Source organism: Nocardia sp. NPDC005366, from assembly GCF_040606855.1.
Lineage (GTDB): Bacteria > Actinomycetota > Actinomycetes > Mycobacteriales > Mycobacteriaceae > Nocardia.
Genome location: NZ_JBEXFQ010000005.1, coordinates 288,680 through 313,813 on the forward strand (window position 1 = coordinate 288,680; position 25,134 = coordinate 313,813).

Sequence of the window (25,134 nt, forward strand, 5' to 3'; positions counted from 1 at the left end):
CGGATGGGCGTGCCGGCCGTTGGCCGCCCCCGAGGATGACAGCACGCCCGACCATACGGCCTCCGTTGTCGTGACAACAGGGGGGATTTCCTGGGGCATTGTTACCGCTGCGCATCCTCGTCGACCCTGACCAGCGCAGATCATATACGCCCGCCAGGGTCCGGTCGGGTGACGGCAACCCATCGCGATTCAGCGATCACCGTCTCCCGCCTGCAACAATTTGTCGAGCACGGGGCCGATTTCCACTAGCGCCTCCGGTTGCGTCATCAACTCGTGCACGGTCGGAATCGGATGATCGATCACCGCCGCCGCGTACGGCCGCCACGCCGCGATCACGTCGTGGGTGCGGCGATCGTCGTTCGCGGCGCGGAAATACTCGATGGTGCCGTCGAAGACGCCCGGCTGGTAGGTCTGGGTGAGCCCGACCGACCGCATGGCACTGGTGTAGATCCGCCGCAGCCTGTCCGCGTTCATGCCGACCATCTCGGTCGGAATCAGCTCGTGCAGTTTGACGAAATCCGCCTCGGACAACTCGTCGAGCTGCTCGATACTCAGCCCGCCGATACCGAGTTCGGCCAGCATCTCGACCATCGTGGTCCGCCAGGTGGTCAGGTCGAAGCTGTGGTCGCTGTCGAGCATCGCCAGCAGCGCCACCTCGTGACCGGCCGAACGCAGCCGCACGGCGATCTCGTGCGCGAGCACACCGCCGAGCGACCAGCCGAGCAGCCGGTACGGACCCTGCGGCTGCGTGGCGATGATCTCGTCGGTGTAACGCGCGGCCATCGCCGTCAGCGATTGCGGGGGCGGGCTGTCCTCCGAGAGCGCGGCGGCCTGGATGCCGTAGATCGGGCGCTGCTCGTCCACGTATTGGACGAGTCCGGTGTAGCACCAGGCCAGGCCGTACATCGGGTGGATGCAGAACAGCGGCGGCTGGGTGCCCCGTGCCCGGATCGGCAGCACGAGTCCGAGCGCGGCATCGGATTCGGCGTCGTAGTCCAGCGTCCCCTCCTGTGCCGCGGCCAGCCGGTCGCCGAGCGCCTGCACCGTTGGAGCCAGGAAGAACCACTGCACCCGCACCTCGATATCGGTGAGTCTGCGCAGCTGGTGCACCACCTTGCTGGCCACGAGACTCGTGCCGCCGAGTGCGAAGAAATCGTCGTCGAGACCGACTCGGTCGATACCGAGCACCTCTTCGAAGACCTCCGCCACCATCCGCTGCATCGCGGTCACCGGGGCACGGAAGGCGCGGGCCGCGAATTCCGGTACGGGCAGCGCCTTGCGATCCAGTTTGCCGCTGGCATTGAGCGGCAAGTGCGGTAGCACGACCACCACGGCGGGCACCATGTACGACGGCAACCCGGCACGGGCGTGGTCGAGCAGGCTGCGCTCGGAGACGGCCCGATCGGGGGCGGCCACCACGTAGGCGACAAGACGATCCGGATCCTTCACCACCGCGACCGCGGCATGTCCGACCGAATCATGTTGCAGCAGGACCGCTTCGATCTCGCCCAGCTCGATGCGCTGACCGCGGATCTTGACCTGGAAGTCGGCGCGTCCCAGATATTCCAGACCGCCTCGGGACAGCCGCACGATATCGCCGGTGCGATACAGCCGCATGCCACGCTGGTACGGATTCGCGACGAACCGTTCGGCGGTGAGCGCGGGCGCGCCGATGTAGCCGCGCGCCAATTGCACACCGGCCAGGTACAACTCGCCCGGCGCACCGAGCGGCACCTGGCGCAGCTGCCGGTCGAGCACATACACCCTGGTGTTGGACACCGGCGCGCCGATCGACACCGAACCGTGGGGATCGGCGCCGTTGACGCGGCCCGCGGTGACCACGGTCGCCTCCGCCGGGCCGTACCAGTTGTGCAGGGCGCCGGGCAGCGCCGCGTCGAAGCGGGCCACCGTCGACGCGCCGAGCGCCTCGCCCGCGGCGAAGACGCGCCGGGGAACCGTGGTCGGCAGTTCCGGCGCGAGATCGAGGAAGGCGTCGAGCATCGACGGCACGAAATGCACCGAGGTCACCGATTCGCGTTCGATCAGATCGGCGAGATAGCGCGGATCGCGATGACCGTCCGGCTCGGCGATGACCAGCCTCGCGCCGGTCTGCAAGGGCCAGAACAACTCCCACGTCGAGATGTCGAAGGTGATCGGCGTCTTGTGCAGCACCGTGTCGGAGCGATCGTGCGGATAGGCCGACTGCGCCCAGCGGAACTGATTCACCATCTGCCGGTGCGTGATCATCACGCCCTTTGGCCTGCCGGTGGAACCGGAGGTGTAGATGACGTAGGCGAGGGTGTCCGGCCGCACCACCCGGCGCGCCACCGCGCCACCCGACCGCGCGGCGAGCGAGGCGATATCGAGAACCGTTGTCGAGGTGTCGGTTTCGAACGCGTCGGCGGCGGTGGTGACGACGAACAGCGGCTGCGCGCTGCTCAGCACGTGGTCGTTGCGCTCGACCGGATGATCCGGATCGACCGGTACATAACCGGCACCGGTTTCGAGCACCGCGTAGATCGCCACCACCAGGTCGATCGAACGCCGCATCGCGACGGCGACCAGGGTTTCCGGGCCCGCGCCCTGGCGCGCCAAGGCCGCGGCGAGATTCTCGACGCGATCGCGGAGTTCGGCGTAGGTGATCGTCCGTCCGGCGAAGGTGACCGCCGGTGCGTCGGGTGTCCGGTCGCACTGTTCGTGGAACAGCGACACCAGGGTGGCGTCGTCGGAGGACCACGCCACATCGGTGCGGTTCATCGAGTCGACGACGAACCGCTCGGTGCTCAGCAGCAGATTGGCCGCGGCCAGATTCCGCTGCGGCGCGAGGACGAATTCGCCGAGCAGCATCCGCATACGGTCGGAGACCGACTGCGCCACCGCGCTGTCCACGGTTTCCCGCTGATAGAGCACCTTCACCCAGAGCTGGGAGTCCAGGTTGACGAGCAGCGTGATCGGGTAGTGGGTGAAGTTGACCGCCTGCAAATCGGCGACCGACATCCCATCGATGCTGCTGGCCTGTTCGAGGCCCTCGGTATCGACCGGATACGACTCGAACGCGATCATCGTGTCGAACAAGTTGTCGACACCGATACCGCGCTGGATATCGGCGAGCCCGATGTAGTGGTGGTCGAGCAGGGAGGCCTGCTCGGACTGCAACCTGCTCAACATATCCCGCACGGTCCAGTTCGGATCGAACCGGACCCGCACCGGAATGGTGTTGACGAACAGGCCGATCATCGAGTCGATGCCGTCCAGCTGCGGCGGACGTCCGGAGACCGCCGCGCCGAAGACCGCTTCGTCACGATCGGTGCTGCTCGCGATCACCATGGCCCACGCCGCCTGGACGACGGTATTGATGGTGACCCCGGTATCGGTGGCGAGCGCGGCCAGCGCCGCGGTCTCCTCCGGCGGCAGCGTGAAACCGGTGGTGCCGACGCCGACCACCGGCGTCGCCGGTGCGGGCAGCGCGGGGATCAACGGTGTCGGAGCCAATCCGGTAAGCGCCTCGGTCCACGCGCGCAGCGCCGCGCCCTGATCCTGTTTGTGCAGCCAGGCAAGGTAATCGCGGTAGGGCCGCACCCGTGGCAGTACGGACGCGTCACCGCGCAGCGCGTACAGCGCGAGCAGATCCTTCATCAGCAGCGGCATCGACCACCCGTCGAGCAGGATGTGGTGGGTGGTCAGGGTCAGGAAACTGCGTCCCGACACGGTGCGGTGCATGGAGAATCGCACCAGCGGCGCGACCGAGGGATCGAATCGGCGCTGCTGATCGGCGGCGAGGACGGCGGGCAGTTCGTCGTCGGGAACCCCGTTGACGGCCTGCCACGGCACCTCGACCGAATCCACCACGAGTCCGACGGGCGTGCCGTCCGCGGTGGTGACGAAGGCGGTGCGCAGATTGGCGTGCCGGTCGAGCACGGCCTGGGCGGCGCGCTGCATCCGGTCGATGTAGATGCCGCCGGTCAGTTCCAGGGTGAACTGCATGACGTAGTCGTCCACCGTGGACGCGCTGAGTTCGGTGAGGAACAGCAGACCGGACTGCAACGGCGACAGCGGCAGCACATCGGCGAGACCGGGGCGCTCGCGCTGCCACGCGTCGAGTTCGGGCTGGGTGACCTCTACCAGCGGGACATCCGACGGGGTCAGCCCGCCCGCCGAGGCGTCCTCGGTGTGCCGGGCGAGCGCGGTCAGCGCGGCGACCCAGTCGTCGGCGAGCTCCCGCACCGCGGGCTCATCGATCACCTCGGACGCGTACAGGAAGGTCACATCCATCTGCGGGCCCGCGTCGCCGTCGTTGACGATCGCGTTGATATCGATGACCGCGGCGGCGGGCATGCCGTGATCCTGGTCGGGATTGTGCTGTCCGACTTCGCCGGTCGGCATCCAGCCGAGTGCGGTGAGGCCCTCGGGGACACCGCCCGCGGAGACGCGGCCGAGGTAGTTGAAGCTGATCTGGCCGAGCTGACCGGTCAGCTGACTCGCGCTCTCGCGGTTGAGGTAGCGCAGCAATCCGTAGCCGATGCCCTTGTCCGGCACCCGAAGCAGTTGTTCCTTGACCGCCTTGATCGCGTCGCCGGTGGCCGCGCCGCCGTCGAACGCCGCGCCGAGGTCTACCGCGCTCAGATCGAGCGATACCGGGTAGATGCTGGTGAACCAGCCGACGGTCCTGGTGAGGTCCGCGCCGGGGAGTACCTCTTCCTCACGGCCGTGACCTTCCAGTTTGACCAGGGTGCGCGGCGCGTCGACGCCACGACGGGCACGCCAGGCGCGCACCGCCATGGCCAGCGCGGCGAGCAGTCCGTCGTTGACGCCGCCTCGGTAGAGCGCGGGCACCTTGGTCAGGACGGCGTCGGCGACATCGACCGGTATCCGGATCTGGACTCGTCGCACCGTGGCCTGGGTGTCGAAGGCGGGATCGAGCACCCGGCTGCCCAGCAGCGGGTCCGGCGTCGACGTCACGGATTTCCAGAAGTCGATTTCGGACCGGCGACTCGGCGACGCGGCGAGTTCGACCAGACCGTGCGCCCAACGCCGGAACGATGTGCCGGTGTCGGGCAGGCTGATCGGCTGTCCCGCCGATCGTTGCGCCCAGGCCATCGCCAGGTCGGGGATGATGATGCGCCACGAGACGCCGTCGATCGCGTAGTGGTGCGCGGCGACGGCGAGCACATCCCTGGCGTCGGGACGGTGCAGCCAGGTGAAGGCCAGCATCTTGGCGTCACCGAGATCGAGCGCCGCCACCGTCTCCTCCATGGCGGAGGCCGCGATGCGCTGGAGTTCGTCCTCGCTCACCCCGGCGGGCACATCGATGCGCCCGACCAGATCGGCGGGATCGACCGCGCCCGGCGCCAGCGTCTCGAAGCGCCACTCGCCGTTGACCTGACGCACCCGCGAGCGCAGCACATCGTGGTGATCGAGGACCGCGCCGATGGTTTCCACCAGACCCGCGGCGTCGATCTCCTCCGGGAGACCGAGCACCATGCTCTGGAAGAACCGGCCGAACGAACCGTTGGCGAGGTAGGCGGCCAGCACCGGCGTGAGCGGTACCTCGCCGACGCCCGCCCCCGCCATTTCTTCCAGCACGACCGGCACGTTGTCGGCGGCGCTGACGGCCACCCTGGCGAGTCCAGCGACGGTGCGCTGTTCGAAGACGTCACGCGGGGAGAAGACGATACCCGCCGCCTTGGCCCGCGATACCAGCTGAATCGAGAGGATGCTGTCGCCGCCGACGGAGAAGAACGAGTCGTCGACACCGACCTGTTCCAGGCCGAGCACCTGGGCGAACAGTTCGGAGATCCGCGCTTCCACGTCACCGATCGGCTCGCGCGTCTCGGTGGTCGTGAAGGTCGGCGCGGGCAGCGCGCGACGGTCGAGTTTGCCGTTGGCGGTCAACGGGATCGCCTCGAGTGTCACGAACGCCGACGGCACCATGTAGGCGGGCAGTAGTTCGCCCGCACCCTCGCGGACCGCCTCGGTGTCGAGCGTGGCTCCCGGATCGCCGACCAGGTAGGCGACGATGCGCTGCTCCCCCGGCTTGTCCTCGCGGACGATCACGGCGGCCTGGCGGACCTGATCCTGGGCCAGGACCGCGGCTTCGATCTCGCCGAGTTCGATGCGGAATCCGCGGACCTTCACCTGATCGTCGGCGCGGCCGAGGTATTCCAGATCGCCGTCGGCGTTCCAGCGGGCCACATCGCCCGAGCGGTAGAGCTGGGAACCGGGCTCATCGAACGGGTTCGCCACGAACCTGCCCGCGGACAGGGCGGGCCTGCCGAGGTAGCCGCGCGCGAGTTGCGTTCCCGCGACGTAGATTTCACCGGGAACACCGGCGGGGACCGGCCGCAGCCTGGTATCGAGCAGGTAGGTGCGCAGGCCGGGGATGGCCCGGCCGATCACGCTGCCGTCGGCGGCGGCGACCGCCGCCGCGTCGAGCGCGCGATAGGTGACGTGCACCGTCGTCTCGGTGATGCCGTACATGTTCACCAGGCGCGGCGCGGTGTCGTCGTGCCTGGCGTACCAGTCGCTCAGCCTGCGCAATTCGAGCGCCTCACCGCCGAAGACGATGTAGCGCAACGACAATGGGTCGACGTCGGTTCCAGCCGCGCGATCCGCCTCGGCCAGTTGGTAGAACGCCGAGGGCGTCTGGTTGAGCACCGTGACCCGTTCGCGGCGCAGCAGTTCCAGGAACTGCTCGGGCGAGCGCGAGACGTAGTAGTCGACGACGACGAGCGTGCCGCCGTAGAGCAGCGGACCCCACAGCTCCCACACCGAGAAGTCGAACGCGTAGGAGTGGAACATCGTCCACACGTCGTCGCGGTCGAATCCGAAGGCGGCCTCGGTATTGGCGAACAGTTTCACCACGGTCCGGTGCGGTACCCGCACGCCCTTGGGGCGGCCGGTCGATCCGGAGGTGTAGATCACGTAGGCGATGGTGTCCGGGGTCAGCGGGTGACGACGTTCGGCGTCGGTGATGGTGGAGGCGTCGTACGAGGACAGCTCCAGCCGGTCCAGTTCGAGTACCGGCAGCGTGGCTGGCAGTTCGATCTCGCGCTCGGCGGTGGTCAGCACACAGACCGGACGCGCGTCGTCGAGCATGTAGGCGATGCGGTCCGCCGGATAGGTGGGATCCACCGGCAAATACCCCGCGCCCGCCTTGACCGTGGCCAAGAGCGCGACGACGAGATCGAGCGAGCGCGGCAACGCCACCGCGACCAGGGTCTCCGGGCCGGCGCCGGTCTCGATCAGCTTGCGGGCCAGGCGGTTCGCCTGATCATCGAGTTCGGCGTAGTCGAGGCGGGCGTCGCCGAAGACGACCGCGGTGCGGTCGGAGTTGGTGCGTGCCGCCAGATCGAACAGGTCGACCAGCGTGGTTTCGAGACCGACATCGGGCCCCGACGAACTCCACGACCGCAGGACCTCGTCGCGTTCGGCGGCGGTCAACAGTTCGACATCGCCGACCGGCGTGCGCGGCCGGTCCGCGATCGCGCCGAGCAGCCGCTGGAAACGGTCGGCGAATCCGGCCGCCGTCGCCCGATCGTAGAGATCGGTCGCGTAGGACAGGTGGCACGAGAGAACCTCGGCGCCGTCGGCGTCGACGGTCTCGAAGATCGTCAGCGACAGATCGAATTTCTCCACCGCCGCGTCGAATTCCACGGTGCCCGCACGCAGGCCGGGCAGTTCGAAGGCGCCGCCTGGCAGGTTCTGGAAGGCGAGGATCACCTGGAACAACGGCGAGCGGTTGGTCGAGCGCTCCGGCTCGAGTACGTCGACGAGACGTTCGAACGGGATATCGGTATGCGCGAGGGCGGCGATATCGGTGTCGCGCTGCCTGGCGACCAAGTCCATGAAGGTCTCGCCGGGCCGGATCTGGCTGCGCAGCACGACCGTATTGACGAACATGCCGATCAGATCGTCGATGGCGGCGTCACCGCGCCCGGCCACCGGGGTGCCGATCGCGATGTCCTCGGCGCCCGACAGCCTGCCGAGCAGGACCGCGAGCGCGGAGTGCACCACCATGAACAGCGTCGCGTTCTGCGTGCGCGCCACGTGCGCGAGACCGCTGCGCACCCCGGCGTCGACCACGAATTCCACGGCCGCGCCACGCTGGCTCGGCACGTCGGGACGGGGCCGGTCGCCCGCCACGGTGGATTCCTCCGGCAGCCCGGACAGTTCGCGCTTCCAGAAGGCGATCTGTTCGGCGGCGAGCGATTCCGGATCGTCCTCGGCGCCGAGTACCGCCCGCTGCCAGATGCTGAAATCGGCGTACTGCACGGGAAGCGGCGTCCACGCCGGTTCCACCCCGGCGGCCCGGGCGGCGTAGGCCGCCATGACATCGCGGGTGAGCGGACCCATCGACCAGCCGTCACCGGCGATGTGGTGGACGACGAACACCACGACGTGATCGTCGAGCGCCGCGTCGACGCGGAAAAGCGCGACCCGCAAGGGGATTTCGGCCGCCACGTCGAAGCCGGCGCCGATCACCTCGGCGACCCGGTCGAGCAGTTCGGATTCCCTGACCACGACCGGATCGACACGCGGCACCGATTCCGCGGCGGGCATGATCACCTGGACCGGACCGTCCGCGGTCTGCGGATAGGTGGTACGCAGGATCTCGTGCCTGGCGACCAGGTCGGCCACCGCCTGGCGCAGGGCGTCCAGATCGAGAACACCGGTCAGCCGCACGGCGACCGGGATGTTGTAGGTCGCCGAGGCGGTGTCGAACTGGTTGAGGAACCACATGCGCTGCTGTGCCAGCGACAGCGGCACCCGGCCCGGTCGCGGCTTGGCCACCAGCCTCGGCCGCGCTGTCGCCGCGAGGGTTTCCACCCGCGACGCGAGCGCTTCGACGGTCGGGGCCTCGAATACCAGCCGGACGGGTACCTGGACGTTCAGCGCCGCGCCGAGCCGCGCCGTCACCTGCGTGGCGATGAGCGAGTTGCCGCCGAGCGCGAAGAAGTCGTCGTCGGTGCCGACCCGCTCCAGGCCGAGCACCTCGGCGTAGACCTCGGCCACCGCCTGTTCGGATTCGGTGGCGGGCTCGCGGAATGTCGCGGTCTCGAAAACCGGTTCGGGCAGAGCCTTTCGGTCCAGTTTGCCGACCGGATTGAGCGGGATGGTGTCGAGCACCATGATCGATGTCGGCACCATGTGGGTGGGCATCCGCTGCTGCGCGTACGCGGTCAGCTCCGCGACGTCGACGGATCGGTCCGGCGCGGCGTGCACGTACGACACGAGCGCGGTCGCCCCGCTGGCCAGTTTGCGGCCGATCGTCACGGCGAAATCGATGCTGTCGTGATCGGCGAGGACGGCGTCGATCTCGCCCAGTTCGATGCGGAAGCCGCGCACCTTCACCTGGAAGTCGTTGCGGCCGACGAATTCGATCTCGCCGCGCGGGGTCCACCTGACCACGTCGCCGGTGCGGTACATCCGCACCCCCGGCTGCCACGGGCAGGCGACGAAACGGCCCGCCGTCAGGCTCGGACGCCGATGGTAGCCGTTGGCCACTTGAGCACCGGCGATGTACAACTCGCCCGAGACGCCGATCGGCACCGGCTGTAGGCGCTCGTCGAGCACCCATTCGGTGATGCCGCGAATCGGGGCGCCGATCGTCACCTGGTCGCCGGGGGCGAGCGGTTCGCTGAAGTTGACGATGATGGTGGTCTCGGTCGGACCGTAGGCATTGTGGAACTGCCTGCCGTCCACCGCCCAGCGGCGCACCAGATCCGGGGACCAGGTCTCACCGCCGGTGAAGACGGCGCGCAGATCGGTGAGCCCGGTCGGGTCGAGGGAGGCGAGCGCGGCGGCGGTGATGAACATATGGGTGACCCGCTCGGTCCGCAGCAGATCCGACAGGTCGGCGCCACCGTAGACATCGGTCGGGACGATCACCATGGTCGCCGCGGCGCCGGTGGCGAGCAGCAGTTCGAGCACGGCGCCGTCGAAACTCGGCGTCGCGAAATGCAGCGTGCGCGAATCCGGTGTGACCGTGAAACGTTCGCGCTGTTCGGCGCTGTAGCCCGCGAGACCGGCATGGGTCACCGCGACGCCCTTCGGCACGCCGGTCGACCCGGAGGTGTAGACCATGTAGGCCACGTTCGACGCGCGGAGCGGGCGAATCCGGTTGGCGTCGGCGATCGGCGCGCCGCTGCGGCGCTGGATCGCGATCTCGAAATCCTGGTCGTCGAGGACGAGCCAGTCGATATCGTCGCCGAGATCGGGGCGGACCGCGGCGACCGTCAGGCCGAGGATGGCGCCGGAGTCGGCGAGCATATGCGCGACCCGCTCCGGCGGATAGTTCGGATCGACCGGTACGAAGCCCGCGCCGGTCTTCGCCACCGCCCAGAACGACAGCACCGACTCCAGCGAGCGCGGGATGCCGATCGCGACCAGATCACCGGGACCGATACCCCGTTCGATCATCTCGCGCGCCAAACGGGAAGAGCGCGCGTCCAATTCGCGGTATCCGAGCTTGCGCGCGCCGTCCTCGACCGCGACCGCGACCGCCTCCGGATCGCGCGCGGCGGCAGCGGCCAGGATATCGGGCAGCGTGCCGGTCGCGGTGACGGCGGGACCGCTCATCCTGGCGAGCCGGTCGCGTTCGGTATCGGAGAGCAACCGCAGATCGCCGACCGCGCTCTGCGGATTCGCCACGATCTCGCGCAGCACCCGCACGAAGCGCTCGGCGAAGCCGCGCACCGTGGCCGCGTCGAAGATATCGCGGGCGTAGGTCAATTCGCCCGCCATGCCGTCGGCGCTGCCCGTGGAACCCTCCACCACGGTCAGCTGCATATCGAAACGCTCGATATCGACGGGCGCGTCGAGGCCGCGCACGCTCAGGCCGGGCAGTTCGAAATCACCGGCGGGCAGGTTCACGAACGACAGGGCCACCTGGAACAGCGGGGTCCGCCCGGTCGAGCGGGAAGGGGCGAGCACGTCGACCAACTGCTCGAACGGAATGTCGGCGTGCGCGAACGCCGCGAGATCGTCCTCGCGCTGCCTGGCGAGCAGCGAGATGAAGGGTTCACCGGGGTCGAGGGCGGTCCGCAGCACCACCGTGTTGACGAACATGCCGATGACGTCGTCGAGTTCGGCCGCGCCGCGACCGGCGATCGGGGTGCCGATGGCGACATCGTTGGTTCCGGACATCCGTGCGAGCACCACGGCCAGCACGGTGTGCACCACCATGAAGACGGTCGCGTTCGCCGAACGCGCCAGATCTCGCAGTCCGCGGTGGGTTTCGGCGTCGACGCGGAAACTCACCGCGCCGCCCTGGTAGGACTGGGCGACCGGCCGCGGCCGGTCCAGCGGCAGCGTCGACTCCTCCGGCAGGCCGGCCAGCGTGGTCTTCCAGAATTCGATCTGCTTGGCCGCCAGCGAATCCGGGTCGTCGGTCGCGCCGAGCAGCGCTCGCTGCCACAGCGTGTAATCGGCGTACTGCACCGGCAGCGGGGCCCAATTCGGTGCGGCGCCCTGCGAACGCGCGGCGTAGGCCACCATCACGTCGCGGGTCAGCGCACCGATGGACCAGCCGTCGGCGGCGATGTGGTGCACCACCACCAGCAGGACGTGTTCCTCGGGGCGGTCTCGCACCTGGAACAGCGCCATCCGCAGCGGCACCTCGACGGAGACGTCGAAACCGGAACCCGCGATCTCGGCCACGCGCTCGTAGAGTTCGTCCTCGTCGACCACGATCGGCTCGACCACCGGCGCGGCCTGGGCGGGCGTCAGAATCACCTGCGTCGGACCGTCGTCGGTCTGCGGGTAGCGGGTGCGCAGCGTCTCGTGCCTGGCGACGATATCGGTGGCCGCCGCGCGCAGCGCCGCGACATCAAGTGTTCCGGTCAGCTGCACCGCGACCGGCAGGTTGTATGCCGCCGCGCCGGTGTCGAACTGGTTGAGGAACCACATGCGCTGCTGTGCCAGCGACAGCGGCACCCGCTCCGGGCGCGGCCCGGCCACCAACGCGGGGCGTCCGCCCTCGGCGAGTTCGACCCGCCCCGCGAGCCCGGCGACCGTGGAGACCTCGAAGATCAGCCGGACCGGAACACGGGTGTCCAGTGCGTCGCCGAGCCGGGCGGCGACCCTGGTCGCGCTGAGCGAATTGCCGCCCAGTTCGAAGAAATCGTCGTCGCGGCCGATCCGCTCGATGCCGAGCACCTCGGCGAAAACCTGCGCGACCGCTTCTTCGATGGTGGTGGTCGGCGCGGTGAAACTCTTCGCCTCGAACTGTGGGGCCGGCAGCGCCTTGCGATCCAGTTTGCCCGAGGTGTTCAGCGGGAACGCGTCCAACACCAGAACCGTCGACGGCACCATGTAGGTCGGCAGCACGGCGGCGATCTCCTCGCGCAACGCGAGGGGGTCGGGACTGTGGCCGGGGGCGGCGACCACGTAGCCGACCAATTGATCGCCGGTCGGCCCGGTCGCGACGACCGCGACGGCCTGGCTGACCGAGGGCAGCGCGAGCAGCGCCGTCTCGATCTCGCCGAGTTCGATGCGCTGGCCGCGGAACTTCACCTGGAAATCGGTGCGGCCCAAGTAATCCAGGACGGGTCGGCCGTCACCGGCGCGACGCCAGACGACGAGATCGCCGGTCCGGTACATCCGCTCGCCGAAGCCGAAGGGATTGGCGACGAACCGATCCGAGGTCAGATCCGGGCGGCCGACATATCCGCGCGCCAGCTGGTCACCGGCCAGGTACAACTCGCCGACGACACCGGCCGGTACCGCGCGCAGACTCGAATCCAGCACGTAGACCTGGGTATTCCACTGCGGAAGACCGATCGGCACGGATATGGCGGAGGTGGCAGCCGCACCCCCCGCAGCCTGCCAGTAGGTCACCGAGACCGCGGCCTCGGTGGGACCGTACAGATTGTGCACTCCGGCGTCGGAGACGGCCGCGAAGGCCGCCACCGTCTCCGGCGGCAGCGCCTCGCCGATCACGAAGACGTGCCGCAGCGACGTCAGCAGTTCGGCCCTGGCGTGCGAGGCGAAGACCGTCAACATCGACGGGACGAAGTCGGTCACCGTGACACGGTGCGCGGCAATGGTTTCGGCGACGTATTCGGGATCGCGATGTCCTTCGGGGGTCGCGACGACAAGTTTCGCGCCCGCCCGCAGCGGCATGAAGTAGCCCCACAGCGACACATCGAAGGTGGTCGCGGTCTTCTGCAGGTACACATCCCCCGGACCCAGCGGGTATTCGGCCAGCATCCAGGCGATCTGGTTGTGGATCGCGCCGTGTGACACCGCGACGCCCTTCGGCCTGCCCGTCGAACCCGACGTGAAGATCACGTAGGCCGGGTGGTGCGCCAGCACCGGACGCGACAGTTCGGCGATCCGTACCGGTCGGTCGTCGAATCCCGACAGATCGACCCCGTCGATCAGCAGCGACCTGACGCTCTGCGGCACCGCCGCGGCATCGGCCGCCGTACTCAGGACGCAGACCGGCTTCGCGGTGTCGAGGATATGACCGATCCGCTCGGCCGGATGATCCGGATCGAGCGGCACGTACGCGGCGCCCGCGGTGACGATCGCGTACATGCCGACCACGAGATCGATCGAGCGTCGAATCGCCAGACCCACCAGCGATTCCGCGCCGACGCCCTGCGAGATCAGCAGGCGCGCGAGACTGTTCACCCGCGCGTCGAATTCGCGATAGGTCAGTTCGACGCCCTCGTAGGCCAGCGCGATCGCGCCGGGATTCGCGGCGACCGTCCGATGATAGGTGTCGAGCAGCAGTTCCGAGCGAACCCGGTGCCGAGTGTCGTTCCAGTCCAGCAGAATTCGGTCGCGTTCCACCGGCGCGAGCAGTTCGATCGCGCGGACCGGACGTTCGGGATCGGCGATGACCGCCGTGAGTACCCGGATCAGCCGCTCGGCGAATTGCGCGACCGACGCCTCGTCGAAAAGGTCTGTGGCATAGGTGAACAACGCGGGCAGACCGGCGGGGACACCCGCCTCCATCCGCGGCTCCAACGTCAGCTGGAGATCGAATTTGGCTACCGCGCCGTCGAATTCGACGACCTGCGCGGACAGACCGGGCAGGTCGAGCGTCGCGCTGTCCATGTTCTGGAAGAACAGTGCCACCTGGAACAGCGGATGATGCGCTTGCGAGCGCACCGGGTCGAGGATCTCGACCAGCCGCTCGAACGGCAGCTCGGCGTGGGAGAACGCACCGAGGTCGGTGTCCTTGGTCGCGTGCAGCAGATCCAGGAACGACACGTCACGACCGACGCGGGTACGCAGCACCAGGGTGTTGACGAACATGCCGATCAGATCGTCGAGTTCGCGTTCACCGCGCCCGGCGACGGGGGTGCCGATGGTGACGTCGTCGGTATTGGCCAGGCGGGCCAGCAGCACGGCGAGCGCCGCGTGCACGACCATGAACAGCGACGCGCCGGTGTCCTGCGCCATTTCGTTCAGTTCGGCGTGAATGCGGGCCGGGATCTCGAATGAGTAGGTGGCGCCACGGCCCGAGGCCACGCCCGGCCTCGGCCGGTCGGTCGGTAGTTCCAGCCGGTCGGGGACACCCGCCAGGGCATCTCGCCAGTAGGCAAGCTGGACCGCCGCCACCGAGGCGGGGTCCTGCTCGTCCCCGAGGACGCGGCGCTGCCAGAGCGTGTAATCGGCGTACTGCACCGGCAGCGGCACCCACCTGGGCGTCGCGCCCGCGGCCCTTGCCATGTAGGCGGCCATCAGGTCCCGCACCATCGGCGCGATCGACGCGCCGTCGGCGGCGATGTGGTGCACCACGACCGCGACGACGTAATCCCCCGAACCCAGCGACGCCAGGCCCATGCGCAGCGGCACCTCGGCGGCCACGTCGAAACCGGTCAGCGCCGAGCGCAGCAGCCAGTCGCGCAGGTCGGATTCGGTCACCGGCTGCGGCGTCAGATCCGGCAACGCCTCGCTGGTCGGCAGAATCGACTGGTAGCCGGTGCCGTCGACGGCTGGATAGACCGTGCGCAGCGATTCGTGCCGCTCGATGAGATCGGCGACCGCGTCCTGCAGCGCGGCCACGTCGAGCGCGCCCGAGAGCCGGATCGCGAACGGGATGTTGTTGGCGGCCGACTCCGGATCGAATCGGTTCAGGAACCACATCCGCTGCTGGGCCAGCGAGAGCGGGATCCGCTCGGGCCTGGCGACCGGCTCGAGCGCGGGCCGCCGCCCGGAACCCTCGAATTCGGCCAGCCGCTGCGCGAGCGCGGCGACGCTCGGCGCTTCGAAGAGCAGCCGCGCCGGGACATGGGTGTCGAGGGCAGCGCCGAGCCGGGCGATGGCGCGGGTGGCGATCAGCGAGTTGCCACCGAGTGCGAAGAAATCGTCGTCGGCGCCGATTTCGGCGTCGGCATCGAGCAATTCGGCGAAGACGGCGGCGACCATTGTTTCGGTCCGGCCGGTCGGAGCGCGGAATTCCTTGGCGCGCAACACCGGTTCGGGCAGGGCGGCCCGATCCAGTTTGCCCACCGGCGTCAACGGGATCTCGTCGAGCACCATGATGCTGGTCGGCACCATATGCGCGGGCAGGCTGCGTTCGGCGTGCGCGGTCAACGCGTCGACGTCCACCGTCGCACCGGGCGCGGCGTGGACGTAGGAGACGAGAATCGTGGCGTCGGTATCGAGGGTCTGTCCGAGGGTGGCGGCGAAATCGACCGTCTCGTGTTCGGCGAGCACCGCGTCGATCTCGCCGAGCTCGATCCGGAAACCCCGGATCTTGACCTGGAAATCGTTGCGGCCCATATGTTCCAGTTCACCCGCCGGGGTGAAACGCACCAGGTCGCCGGTGCGGTACAGCCGGGAACCGCCCGGCTCGAACGGATTCGCGATGAACCGGGACGCGGTCAGCGACGGCCGCCGATGGTAACCGCGCGCCAACCCCGCGCCCGCGATGTACAGTTCGCCGATCACACCGGTCGGCACCCGCGCCAAACGATCATCGAGCACATATTCGGTGACCCCGCGGACCGGACCGCCGATGGAAGGCACATCACCCGGCAGCAGCGCCGGGCTGATATTTACCACGATCGTGGTCTCGGTCGGGCCGTAGGCATTGTGGAATTCCCGCGTCGCGCCACCCGCGATGGGCTGTGCCCAGCGGCGCACCAGATCGGGCGGGCAGGCCTCACCGCCCGCGGCGACCACGCGGAAATCGTCGAGTCCGGCCGGATCCACCGACGCGAGGGCGGCGGGGGTGATGAAGGCATGGGTCACCCGTTCGCGCCGCAGCAGGGCCGCGAGTTCCGCGCCGCCGTACACCGTCGGGGAGACGACGACCATCGTCGCCGCGGCGCCGATGGCGAGCAGCAATTCCAGCACCGACGCGTCGAAGGACGGCGAGGCGAAATGCAGGGTGCGCGATTCGCTGGTTACCCGGAAGCGATCGCGTTGCTCATCGCAATAGGTCGACAGTCCCGCGTGGGTGACGACGACGCCCTTGGGCAATCCGGTGGACCCGGAGGTATAGACGACATAGGCCGGGTGCTCGGCGCGCAACGGCCGCACCCGTTCGGCGTAGGTGACCTGTTCCGGCGACTGCGCGGCGAGCACGTCGACGAGTTCGGGCGCGTCCATCACCAGCCATCGCACCCGGTCGGGCAATCCCGCGGCGGCCGAGGCGATGGTCACGCCGAGCGTCGCGTTCGAATCGGTGACCATGTGCTCGATCCGGTCCACCGGGTAGTTCGGGTCGACCGGGACGAATCCGGCGCCGGTCTTGGCGACCGCCCATACCGCGACCACCGATTCCAGCGAGCGCGGCACACCCACCGCAACCAGGTCTTCCGGCCCGATCCCCTGGGCGATCAGCAGGCGGGCCAACCGGGTGGACCGTTCGTCGAGTTCCGCGTACGTCAGTTCGCCCAGCGTCGCCTCGGCGTCGGCGAACCGCGCGGCGATGCCGCCCGGATTGGCCTCGACGGCGCCGACGAGCAGTTGCGGCAGCGTTTTGACGCGCGCCCGGGGAGTCCGGGTGGGGCGCGTCCGGGTGGGGCGCGTCATGCCTGCACCTGGCCCCACGTCGCGTACCGGTGACCCAAGTCCACCCGAATCATCTAGCAGCTCACCCTATCCATCTATCCACAGCGCGGTCGTCGGCTCCCCTTCGCCCACTTCGTGTGCATCGTAGAGATAAGCCACGATCGTTACCAGACGCGCTGCTCACCCCCGGGGTCGGTACGGAACAAGTGTTCGACGTTACGCGGGGCGGAGCGGGGCGGCAACAAGGCCAGGATCACTGTTCCGAGCGCTGAATCAGCGCGTCGACCGTGGCCCGCCCGGCCAGGTATCGCACGCCCGGCCGGGACGTGGCGGCTAGCGGCGAGCAATCGATCCCCGGCGCGGATCGCAAGTCCGGGGCGCGGGCGATCGCCGTCGCGGCCGGGGAGGCCGCCGCGTGCCGAGCATCACATCACGCGTACACGACACATGGACGAACGATCGGCCGATATGTCACGCACGGTGTGGGCGACGGCACGGTGGCGCGAGCGCCGGACGCCGGTGAAGGCAGCGCCCAGCGCGGGTCCCGGGGCCACCGTGTCCGCAGACGTCTCGCCGACGACACCACCCGGTACCGGCATCGGTCGATCGGCTAGTACGACACCGCGATTCCGAGCAACTCCGACAGCGTGACGATCTCGACCGACCCCGCGGACCTCGCGACGCCCGGATCACCGTCGAGCACCGCGACTTTCAGATCTTCCAATTCCGAGACATCGACGGTCGCGAATGCCGCGGCGTCGGTGAACAGATGGGTCACCCATTCGTCGGCCAGCAGACCGGTCAGATCACCCGCGGGGTCACCGATGACGATCGATGCGCCGTTCGTGCCAGCGACGACCGTCTCGATCAACGCGGACACCGATTCCTGCCGCCCGTGCTCGAAGGTGCGCGATTCGAAACTCACCTCGCCGCGGGCCGCGAGTCGAGCCGCGGCCGAGGCCAATTCGTCATAGGTCAACGAGCCGACGCCCGCCGATAGGAAGGCGGGATCGCCGCCGCGCAGGGTGCGCACCCGGTTGGCGTAGGTCACCGGACGCGGGGACTGCGCGGCTATTTCCGCGACGACCGCCGGATCGTCCAGCGCCAGCCGATCCACCGTGTCGAAGCGGGGATCGGCGGCGAGTCCGAGACCCACCGCGACGGTGACCGCGCCCGGCAGCGCGACATCCGTGCTCGCCACCGGAACCAGGGCGGCGCCCGCCTTCAGCACCGCCCACCGCGCCACCACCGCGTCGACGCCTCGGTTCAGCCGCACCGCGACACCGGTGCCGGGACCGCAGCCGCGCCCGATCAGCGCCCGCGCCAGGCGCGAGGACCTCGTATCGATCTCCTGATAGGAGACCGCCCGCTCACCCCACACCACGGCCGGTCCGTCCGGATCGTCCTCGACCGCGGCGGCCAGCGACTGGGTCAGCGCCGCGCCTGCCGTGGTGACCGAATTCTCGCCCGAGTCGGCGGCGCCGACGAGCACCCGATCGCGCTCCTCGGCGTCGAGAATATCGATATCGCCAACGATCACCGAGGGATCGGCCGCGACGGCGGTGATGATGCGCTCGAAACGGCGACCGAACGCTCGCGCGGTGGATTCGTCGAAGATATCGGTGGCGTAGCTGAACAGGACGCTCAGTTCACCGGTCGTCCCGTCCGCGGCGCGGCGCGGATCGACGATGACCTGGAGATCGAATTTCGCCGCGACCGTGCCCGCGTCGAGCCCGGTGATCGTCAGGCCGGGCAGTTCCAGCGACGGCTGTTCGATGCTCTCGAACGACAGCGCCACCTGGAACAGCGGATTGTGCGCGTTCGAACGTCCCGGCGCCACTTCCTCGACCACCCGCTCGAACGGCACGTCGGCATTACCGAAGGCCGACAGATCGGTTTCGCGGGCCAGATCGACCAGTGCGCCGAAATCTGCCCCCGAGTCGACGCGGGTGCGCAGGGCGAGGGTATTCACGAACATGCCGACCAGATCGTCGAGCGCGCGTTCGCCGCGACCCGCGATCGCGGTGCCGATGGCGATATCCGAACTTCCCGACATCCGCGCGAGCAGCACGGCGAGGGCCGCGTGCACGACCATGAACAGCGTCGAATTATGTTCGCGCGCGATCTTCGACAGCTTCTCGTGCACCTCGGCGGGTAACGAGATCCCGGTCATGGCCCCGCGCATGGACGGCACCTGGGGGCGCGGGCGGTCCAGCGGCAGCGCCAGTTCGCCGGACAGTCCGGCGAGCTGACCGCGCCAGTAGGCCAATTGCGCCGCCGCCACCGAATTCTCGTCGGTGTCGACGCCGATCGCGGCGCGCTGCCAGAGCGCGAAATCCGCGTATTGCAGTTCCAGCGGCGCCCAGGACGGCGAACGTCCTTCCACCCGTGCGACATAGGCGGTGGCGAGGTCGCGAGCCAGCGGCGCCATCGAGACACCGTCGGCCGCGATGTGATGTACGACGACGACGAGCAGATGATCCTCGGCCGCTTCGGCGGTGCCGTCGCCCGCCAGCAACACCGCGCGCAGCGGAACCTTGGCCGTCACATCGAATCCCACCGACATCAACTCGGTGATGCGGCCGATCGGATCGTGGTTCGTCTCGATCTCGAGTCCGCCGGGCAGCGCCTCGGCGACGGTCATGATCTCCTGGTACGGCAACCCGCCGGTGCCCGCGGCCGGGTAGCGGGTGCGCAAGGCCTCGTGCCGCTCGAGCACATCGGCGACGGCGTAGCGCAGTGCGGAGACGTCGAGTGCGCCGCTGAGCCGGATGGCCAGCGGAATGTTGTAGGCGGGCGAACTCGTATCGAGCTGGTTGAGCACCCACATCCGCTGCTGCACGAGCGAGAGCGGCACCTGGTCGGGGCGTTCCCCCCTGGTCAGCGGCGGGCGTAGGTGACCGCCGCTCGCACCTGACACGATGCGGGCGGCCAGCGCCGCGACGGTGGACGCCTCGAACAGTTCGCGCACAGCGAGATTCGCGTCGAGCGCGGCGTTGACGCGGGCCACCGCGCGCGTGGCGAGCAGCGAGTTGCCGCCGAGTACGAAGAAATCGTCGTCGAGACCGACCTCGATGCCCCCGAGCAAACCGGAGAACACCTCGGCGACAGCCTGTTCCAGCGGCGAGGACGGGGCGCGGAAGGTCGCGTCGCTGACGAATTCCGCCGCGGGCAGCGCCTTGCGATCCAGTTTGCCGTTGGGGGTGAGCGGCAGGGTGTCCAGCACGACGATCGCGTCGGGCACCATATAGCCGGTCAGGAATTCCGCTACGGCGCTGCGCAATTCGATCGGATCGAGCCGAGCCCCGGTATCGGGAACCGCGTAGCCGATGAGCCGATCGCCCGCGTGCTCGTCGGCGCTGATGAGTACAACGGCCTGGCTGACACCCGCACAGCGCAGCAGCGCGGATTCGATCTCGCCGAGTTCGATACGGAAACCGCGCAATTGAACCTGCTGGTCGCTGCGGCCCGCGTACTCGAGATTGGCCTCGCCGCCGAGACCTACCCAGCGTCCGACGTCACCGGTGCGGTACATGCGCGATCCGGGCGCGCCGAAGGGATTCGCGACGAATCGGGTCGCGGTGAGTCCCGGCCTGCCCAGGTAGCCGCGCGAGAGCTGCCTGCCCGCGACATTGATCTCCCCCGCCACGCCGACCGGCGCGGGGTGCAGACGCTCATCGATGACATAGGCGTCCAGACCTGGCAGCGCCCGGCCGATGACGCTGGCCGGATTCTCCACCTTCTGCTCGTCCAGCGACAAGAACGACACGTGCACCGTGGTTTCGGTGATGCCGTACATATTCACCAGCCACGGGGCGTCCACGGCGTGCCGGTCGTACCAGCGCCGCAACTGCCGCAGATCCAGCGCCTCACCGCCGAAGACCACATAGCGCAGCGCGAATTTGCCCTGGCCGGTGGCATGGGCGGCCCGGTCCGCCTCGGCCAGCTGATAGAACGCCGACGGCGTCTGGTTCAGCACCGTCACCTGTTCGCGGATCAGCAACTCGCGGAACAGTTCCGGCGACCGCGAGGTCAGGTAGTCGACGACGACGACGGTGCCGCCGTTGGCGAGCGCGCACCACAATTCCCAGACCGAGAAGTCGAAGGCGAAGGAATGGAACAGCGTCCACACGTCGGTCTCGTCGAATTCGAACCGCGACTGCGTATTCGCGAACAGCTCGACCACATTGCGATGGGCCACCCCGACGCCCTTGGGCATACCCGTCGAACCCGAGGTGTAGATGACATAGGCGAGATTGTCCGGGCGCAGCGGCGCGATGCGATCCGCGTCGGTGACGGGGGCGGAAGCGTAGACCGCGGTCTCTTCCAGCAGCACCACGGCACGGCCCGCGCTCGGCACCCGGTCGCGCTCTTGCGCGGTGACGAGGATGCAGGCGGGAGCGGCGTCGGAGAGCATGAACTCCAGCCGTTGCGCCGGATAGGTGGTGTCGATCGGCAGGTAGCCCGCGCCGGACAGCAGCACCCCGAGCAGGGCGACGGGCAGATCCTCGGTACGCGCGACGGCGACGGCCACCAGCTTTTCCGGGCCCGCGCCACGGATGATCAGGGCGCGGGCCACGCGATTGGCCCTGCGCTGGAGTTCACCGAAGCTCAGCGAGGTGTCACCGAACCGGATCGCGATCGCGTCCGGGCGCAGGCGCGCCTGCATGGCGACCAGATCGACGAGGGTCACCTCGGGAATGGCGGCGCCGGGGGTATTCCATTCGCGCAGCACCAATTCCCGCTCGCCCGGTGCGAGCAGGTCGATATCGCCGACGATCGCGGAGGAATCGGCCACCAGTGAGGACAGCACCAGGCGGAACCGGTCCGCGAAATCGCGCACCGTCGGTTCGTCGAAGAGATCGGTGGCGTAGGTGTAGGCGATGGAGACGCCGCGGGCCGTTCCGTCCGGCGCGATATCCTCGACCAGTTCCAGCTGCAAGTCGAATTTCGCCAGCGGCACCGTCATCTCGACGCCCGCCGCGGTGAGTTCGGGCAGTTCCAGCGACGTCGGCGCGAGATTCTGCAGGACGAGCAGCACCTGGAACAGCGGGTGCCGCGCGGTGGAGCGGACCGGATCGAGCAGTTCGACAAGGCGCTCGAACGGCACGTCGGCGTGACCGAAGGCGTCGACATCGCTGCCGCGGACCCGGCCGAGCAATTCCTCGAAGGTGGCGCCGGGATCGACTTCGGTGCGCAGCACGAGGGTGTTGACGAACATGCCGATCAGATCGTCGAGCGCCGCCTCGCCTCGGCCGGCGACCGGGGTGCCGATGGCGATATCCCTCGTCCCGGACAGTCGTGCCAGCAGCACCGCGAGCGCGGCGTGCGCGACCATGAACAGCGTCGAATTGTGCCGCTTGGCCACCGCGCGCAGCGCCGCGTGCAATTCGGCGTCGAGATTCGCGCGCAACGTCGCGCCCTCGTTGGTGGCGACGGCGGGGCGCGGACGGTCCGCGGGCAGATTCAATTGTTCCGGCAGCCCGGCCAATTCGTTCTGCCAGAAGGTGATCTGCTGACTCAGCAGCGAATCCGGGTCGTTCTCGTCGCCGAGGGTTTCGCGCTGCCAGATCGCGTAGTCGGCGTATTGCACCTCGAGCGCGGGCCAGGCAGGCGCGGCGCCCGATACGCGATTCGCGTACGCGGTCATCAGGTCTCGGGTCAGTGGGCCCATCGAGAAGCCGTCGCCTGCGATGTGGTGGACGACGCAGACCAGGACGTGCTCGGTCGCGCCGAGACTCATCAACCGCAGCCGGATCGGCGGTGCGGCGGTCACGTCGAAACCGGCCATCACGGTCTCGCCGACGAACTGGGGAACCTGCGCCTCGCTCCCCTCGACTGCGAGGAGTTCCGGCACCGCCGCGGGATCGTCGATCGAGAGCACATGTTGCACACCGACGCCGTCGACTTCGGGATAGACGGTGCGCAGCACCTCGTGCCGCTCGATCAGATCGCCCACCGCGGCCCGCAGCGCCGCGATATCGAGTCGCCCGGTGAGCCGCACCGCCATCGGGATGTTGTTGACCGCGCTGGCCGAGTCGAAGCGGTTCAGGAACCACATCCGCTGCTGCGCGTAGGAAAGCGGCACCCGCTCCGGCCGCTCCACCGGATGCAGTGCCCGTCCGGCGGGCGTATTCGCCTGCTGCTCCACGCGTTCGGCCAGCGCCGTCACCGTGGTCGCCTCGAACAGCAACTGCACCGGAACCCGCACGTCGAGCGCGGAGCCGATCCGCGCCGCCGCCTGCGCGGCCAGCAGCGAATTGCCGCCGAGTTCGAAGAAGTCGTCGTCGGCGCCCACTTCGGCGTCGTCGACGCCCGCGAGCAGCAGCGCGCCGAAGACCTCGGCGATGATCCGCTCGGTCGGGGTGGTCGGAGCGCGGAATTCGCGGGCGGCGAAAACCGGTTCGGGTAGCGCCGCGCGATCGAGTTTGCCCACCGCGTTCAGCGGAATCTCGTCCAGCACGACGATGGCGGCCGGAATCATGTACGCGGGCAGCGATTCGGCGATATGCGCGGTGAGTTCGGCGGTGTCGACGGCGGCGCGCTCGTGCGGCGATACTTCGTGCGGCAAGACATAAGACACCAGGGCCGTCTGACCCGACGGCAGCGTCTTACCCAGCGTCGCCGCGTAATCGATACTCGGGTAGCTGGTCAGCGCGTTATCGATTTCGCCGAGTTCGATGCGGAAACCGCGGACCTTGACCTGGAAATCGACGCGGCCGAGATATTCGATGGCGCCGCCGTCTTCGGAGCGACGCACCAGATCGCCGGTACGGTACAGCCGCGCACCGGGATTGCCCGTCTCCTCGCCGAACGGACTCGCGACGAAACGCTCCGCGCTGAGCCCCGGACGGTTGAGGTAGCCCTGGGCCAGCGCGGGACCGGACAGGTAGAGCTCGCCGATGACCCCGGCGGGCACCGGCCGCAGCCTCGGATCGAGGACGAACGCGCCGACACCGGGGATGGCGGTGCCGATGGTCACCGGTTCGTCGGCGCGCATCGGCGCGGAACTGGTCGCGAGGATGGTGGCCTCGGTGGGGCCGTAACCGTTGTAGAACTCGCGGGTGCCGTCCGCCCAGCGCCCGACCAATTCGGGGCCGAATTTATCGCCCGCGACCACGATGACGCGCAGATCAGGCAGATCGGCCGAATCCACCGATTCCAGCGCACCCGGGGTGATGAGCATGTGCGTCACCCGCTCGCGCCGCAGCAGATCGGCGAGTTCGAATCCGCCGAATACCGACGGCGGCGAGATCACCAGGGTCGCTCCGGCGGTGAAGGCCAGCAGCAATTCGAGCACCGACACGTCGAAATTCGGCGAGCAGACGTGCAGCACCCTGGACTGTCCGGTGACGCCGTAGTGCTCGCGTTCGGCCGCGACCAGACCGGCGAGGCCGGTATGGCTGACGACGACGCCCTTGGGTTTGCCGGTGGAACCCGAGGTGTAGATGACGTAGGCGGGATGACGCTCGTCGAGCGGGCGCACCCGGTCGGTGTAGGAGATCGGATGTTCGGGGCGGTCCGCGAGCCGTCCGGCGACCACGGGATCGTTCAACTCGATCCAGTACACCGAGGAACCGAGCACCGCCCGGTGGGCCGAGGTGGTGAGTCCGACGGTGGCGCCGGAATCGGCGAGGATGTGGGCGATCCGATCCGAGGGATAGGACGGATCCACCGGAACGTAGGCCGCGCCGGTTTTCGCGATGGCCCAGACCGACAGCACCGACTCGATGCAGCGCGCGATCCCGATGGCGACCACGTCACCGGGGCCGATGCCCCGTTCGATCAATTCGCGGGCCAGACGGGAGGAATCCGCGTCCATCTGGCGGTAGGTGAGTTCGACGTCGCCCTCGCGGACGGCCACCGAATCGGCGGCCGACTCGACCGCGGCGGTCAGCAGCTGACCGAAGGTGGGGCTGCCCGACCTGCGGCGACGACTAGTACGGCCAGAACGGCGGGCAGTGTCCATTCGGGTGTGATCACCTCTCGCGTGCAACTCGGCCGCACGGCCGTCCTGTTAATCGGCCCCACCCCGTAGATCGTGATCCTGGGCCAGCGCGGTCCGGGCAATCATATCGGTCTGTCCGGTCTCGGAAACCCCGCGGACTGACGAGCGATCACCCGCACCTCCCCCATGCATCGGCGCGAGCAGCCGCGATG

General features: G+C 68.7%; 2 protein-coding genes. Both read right to left on the reverse strand.

The window, feature by feature from the left end; translation table 11 throughout:
- Window positions 1-189 precede the first annotated feature (189 nt).
- Window positions 190-16,995, reverse strand: coding sequence for an amino acid adenylation domain-containing protein (locus ABZS43_RS08735; protein ID WP_355035207.1), 16,806 nt, complete (start codon window positions 16,993-16,995; stop codon window positions 190-192).
- Between the two features lie 589 nt (window positions 16,996-17,584).
- Complete coding sequence (locus tag ABZS43_RS08740; protein ID WP_355035208.1) at window positions 17,585-24,943, reverse strand: amino acid adenylation domain-containing protein; 7,359 nt, start codon at window positions 24,941-24,943, stop codon at window positions 17,585-17,587.
- Between the last annotated feature and the right edge of the window lie 191 nt (window positions 24,944-25,134).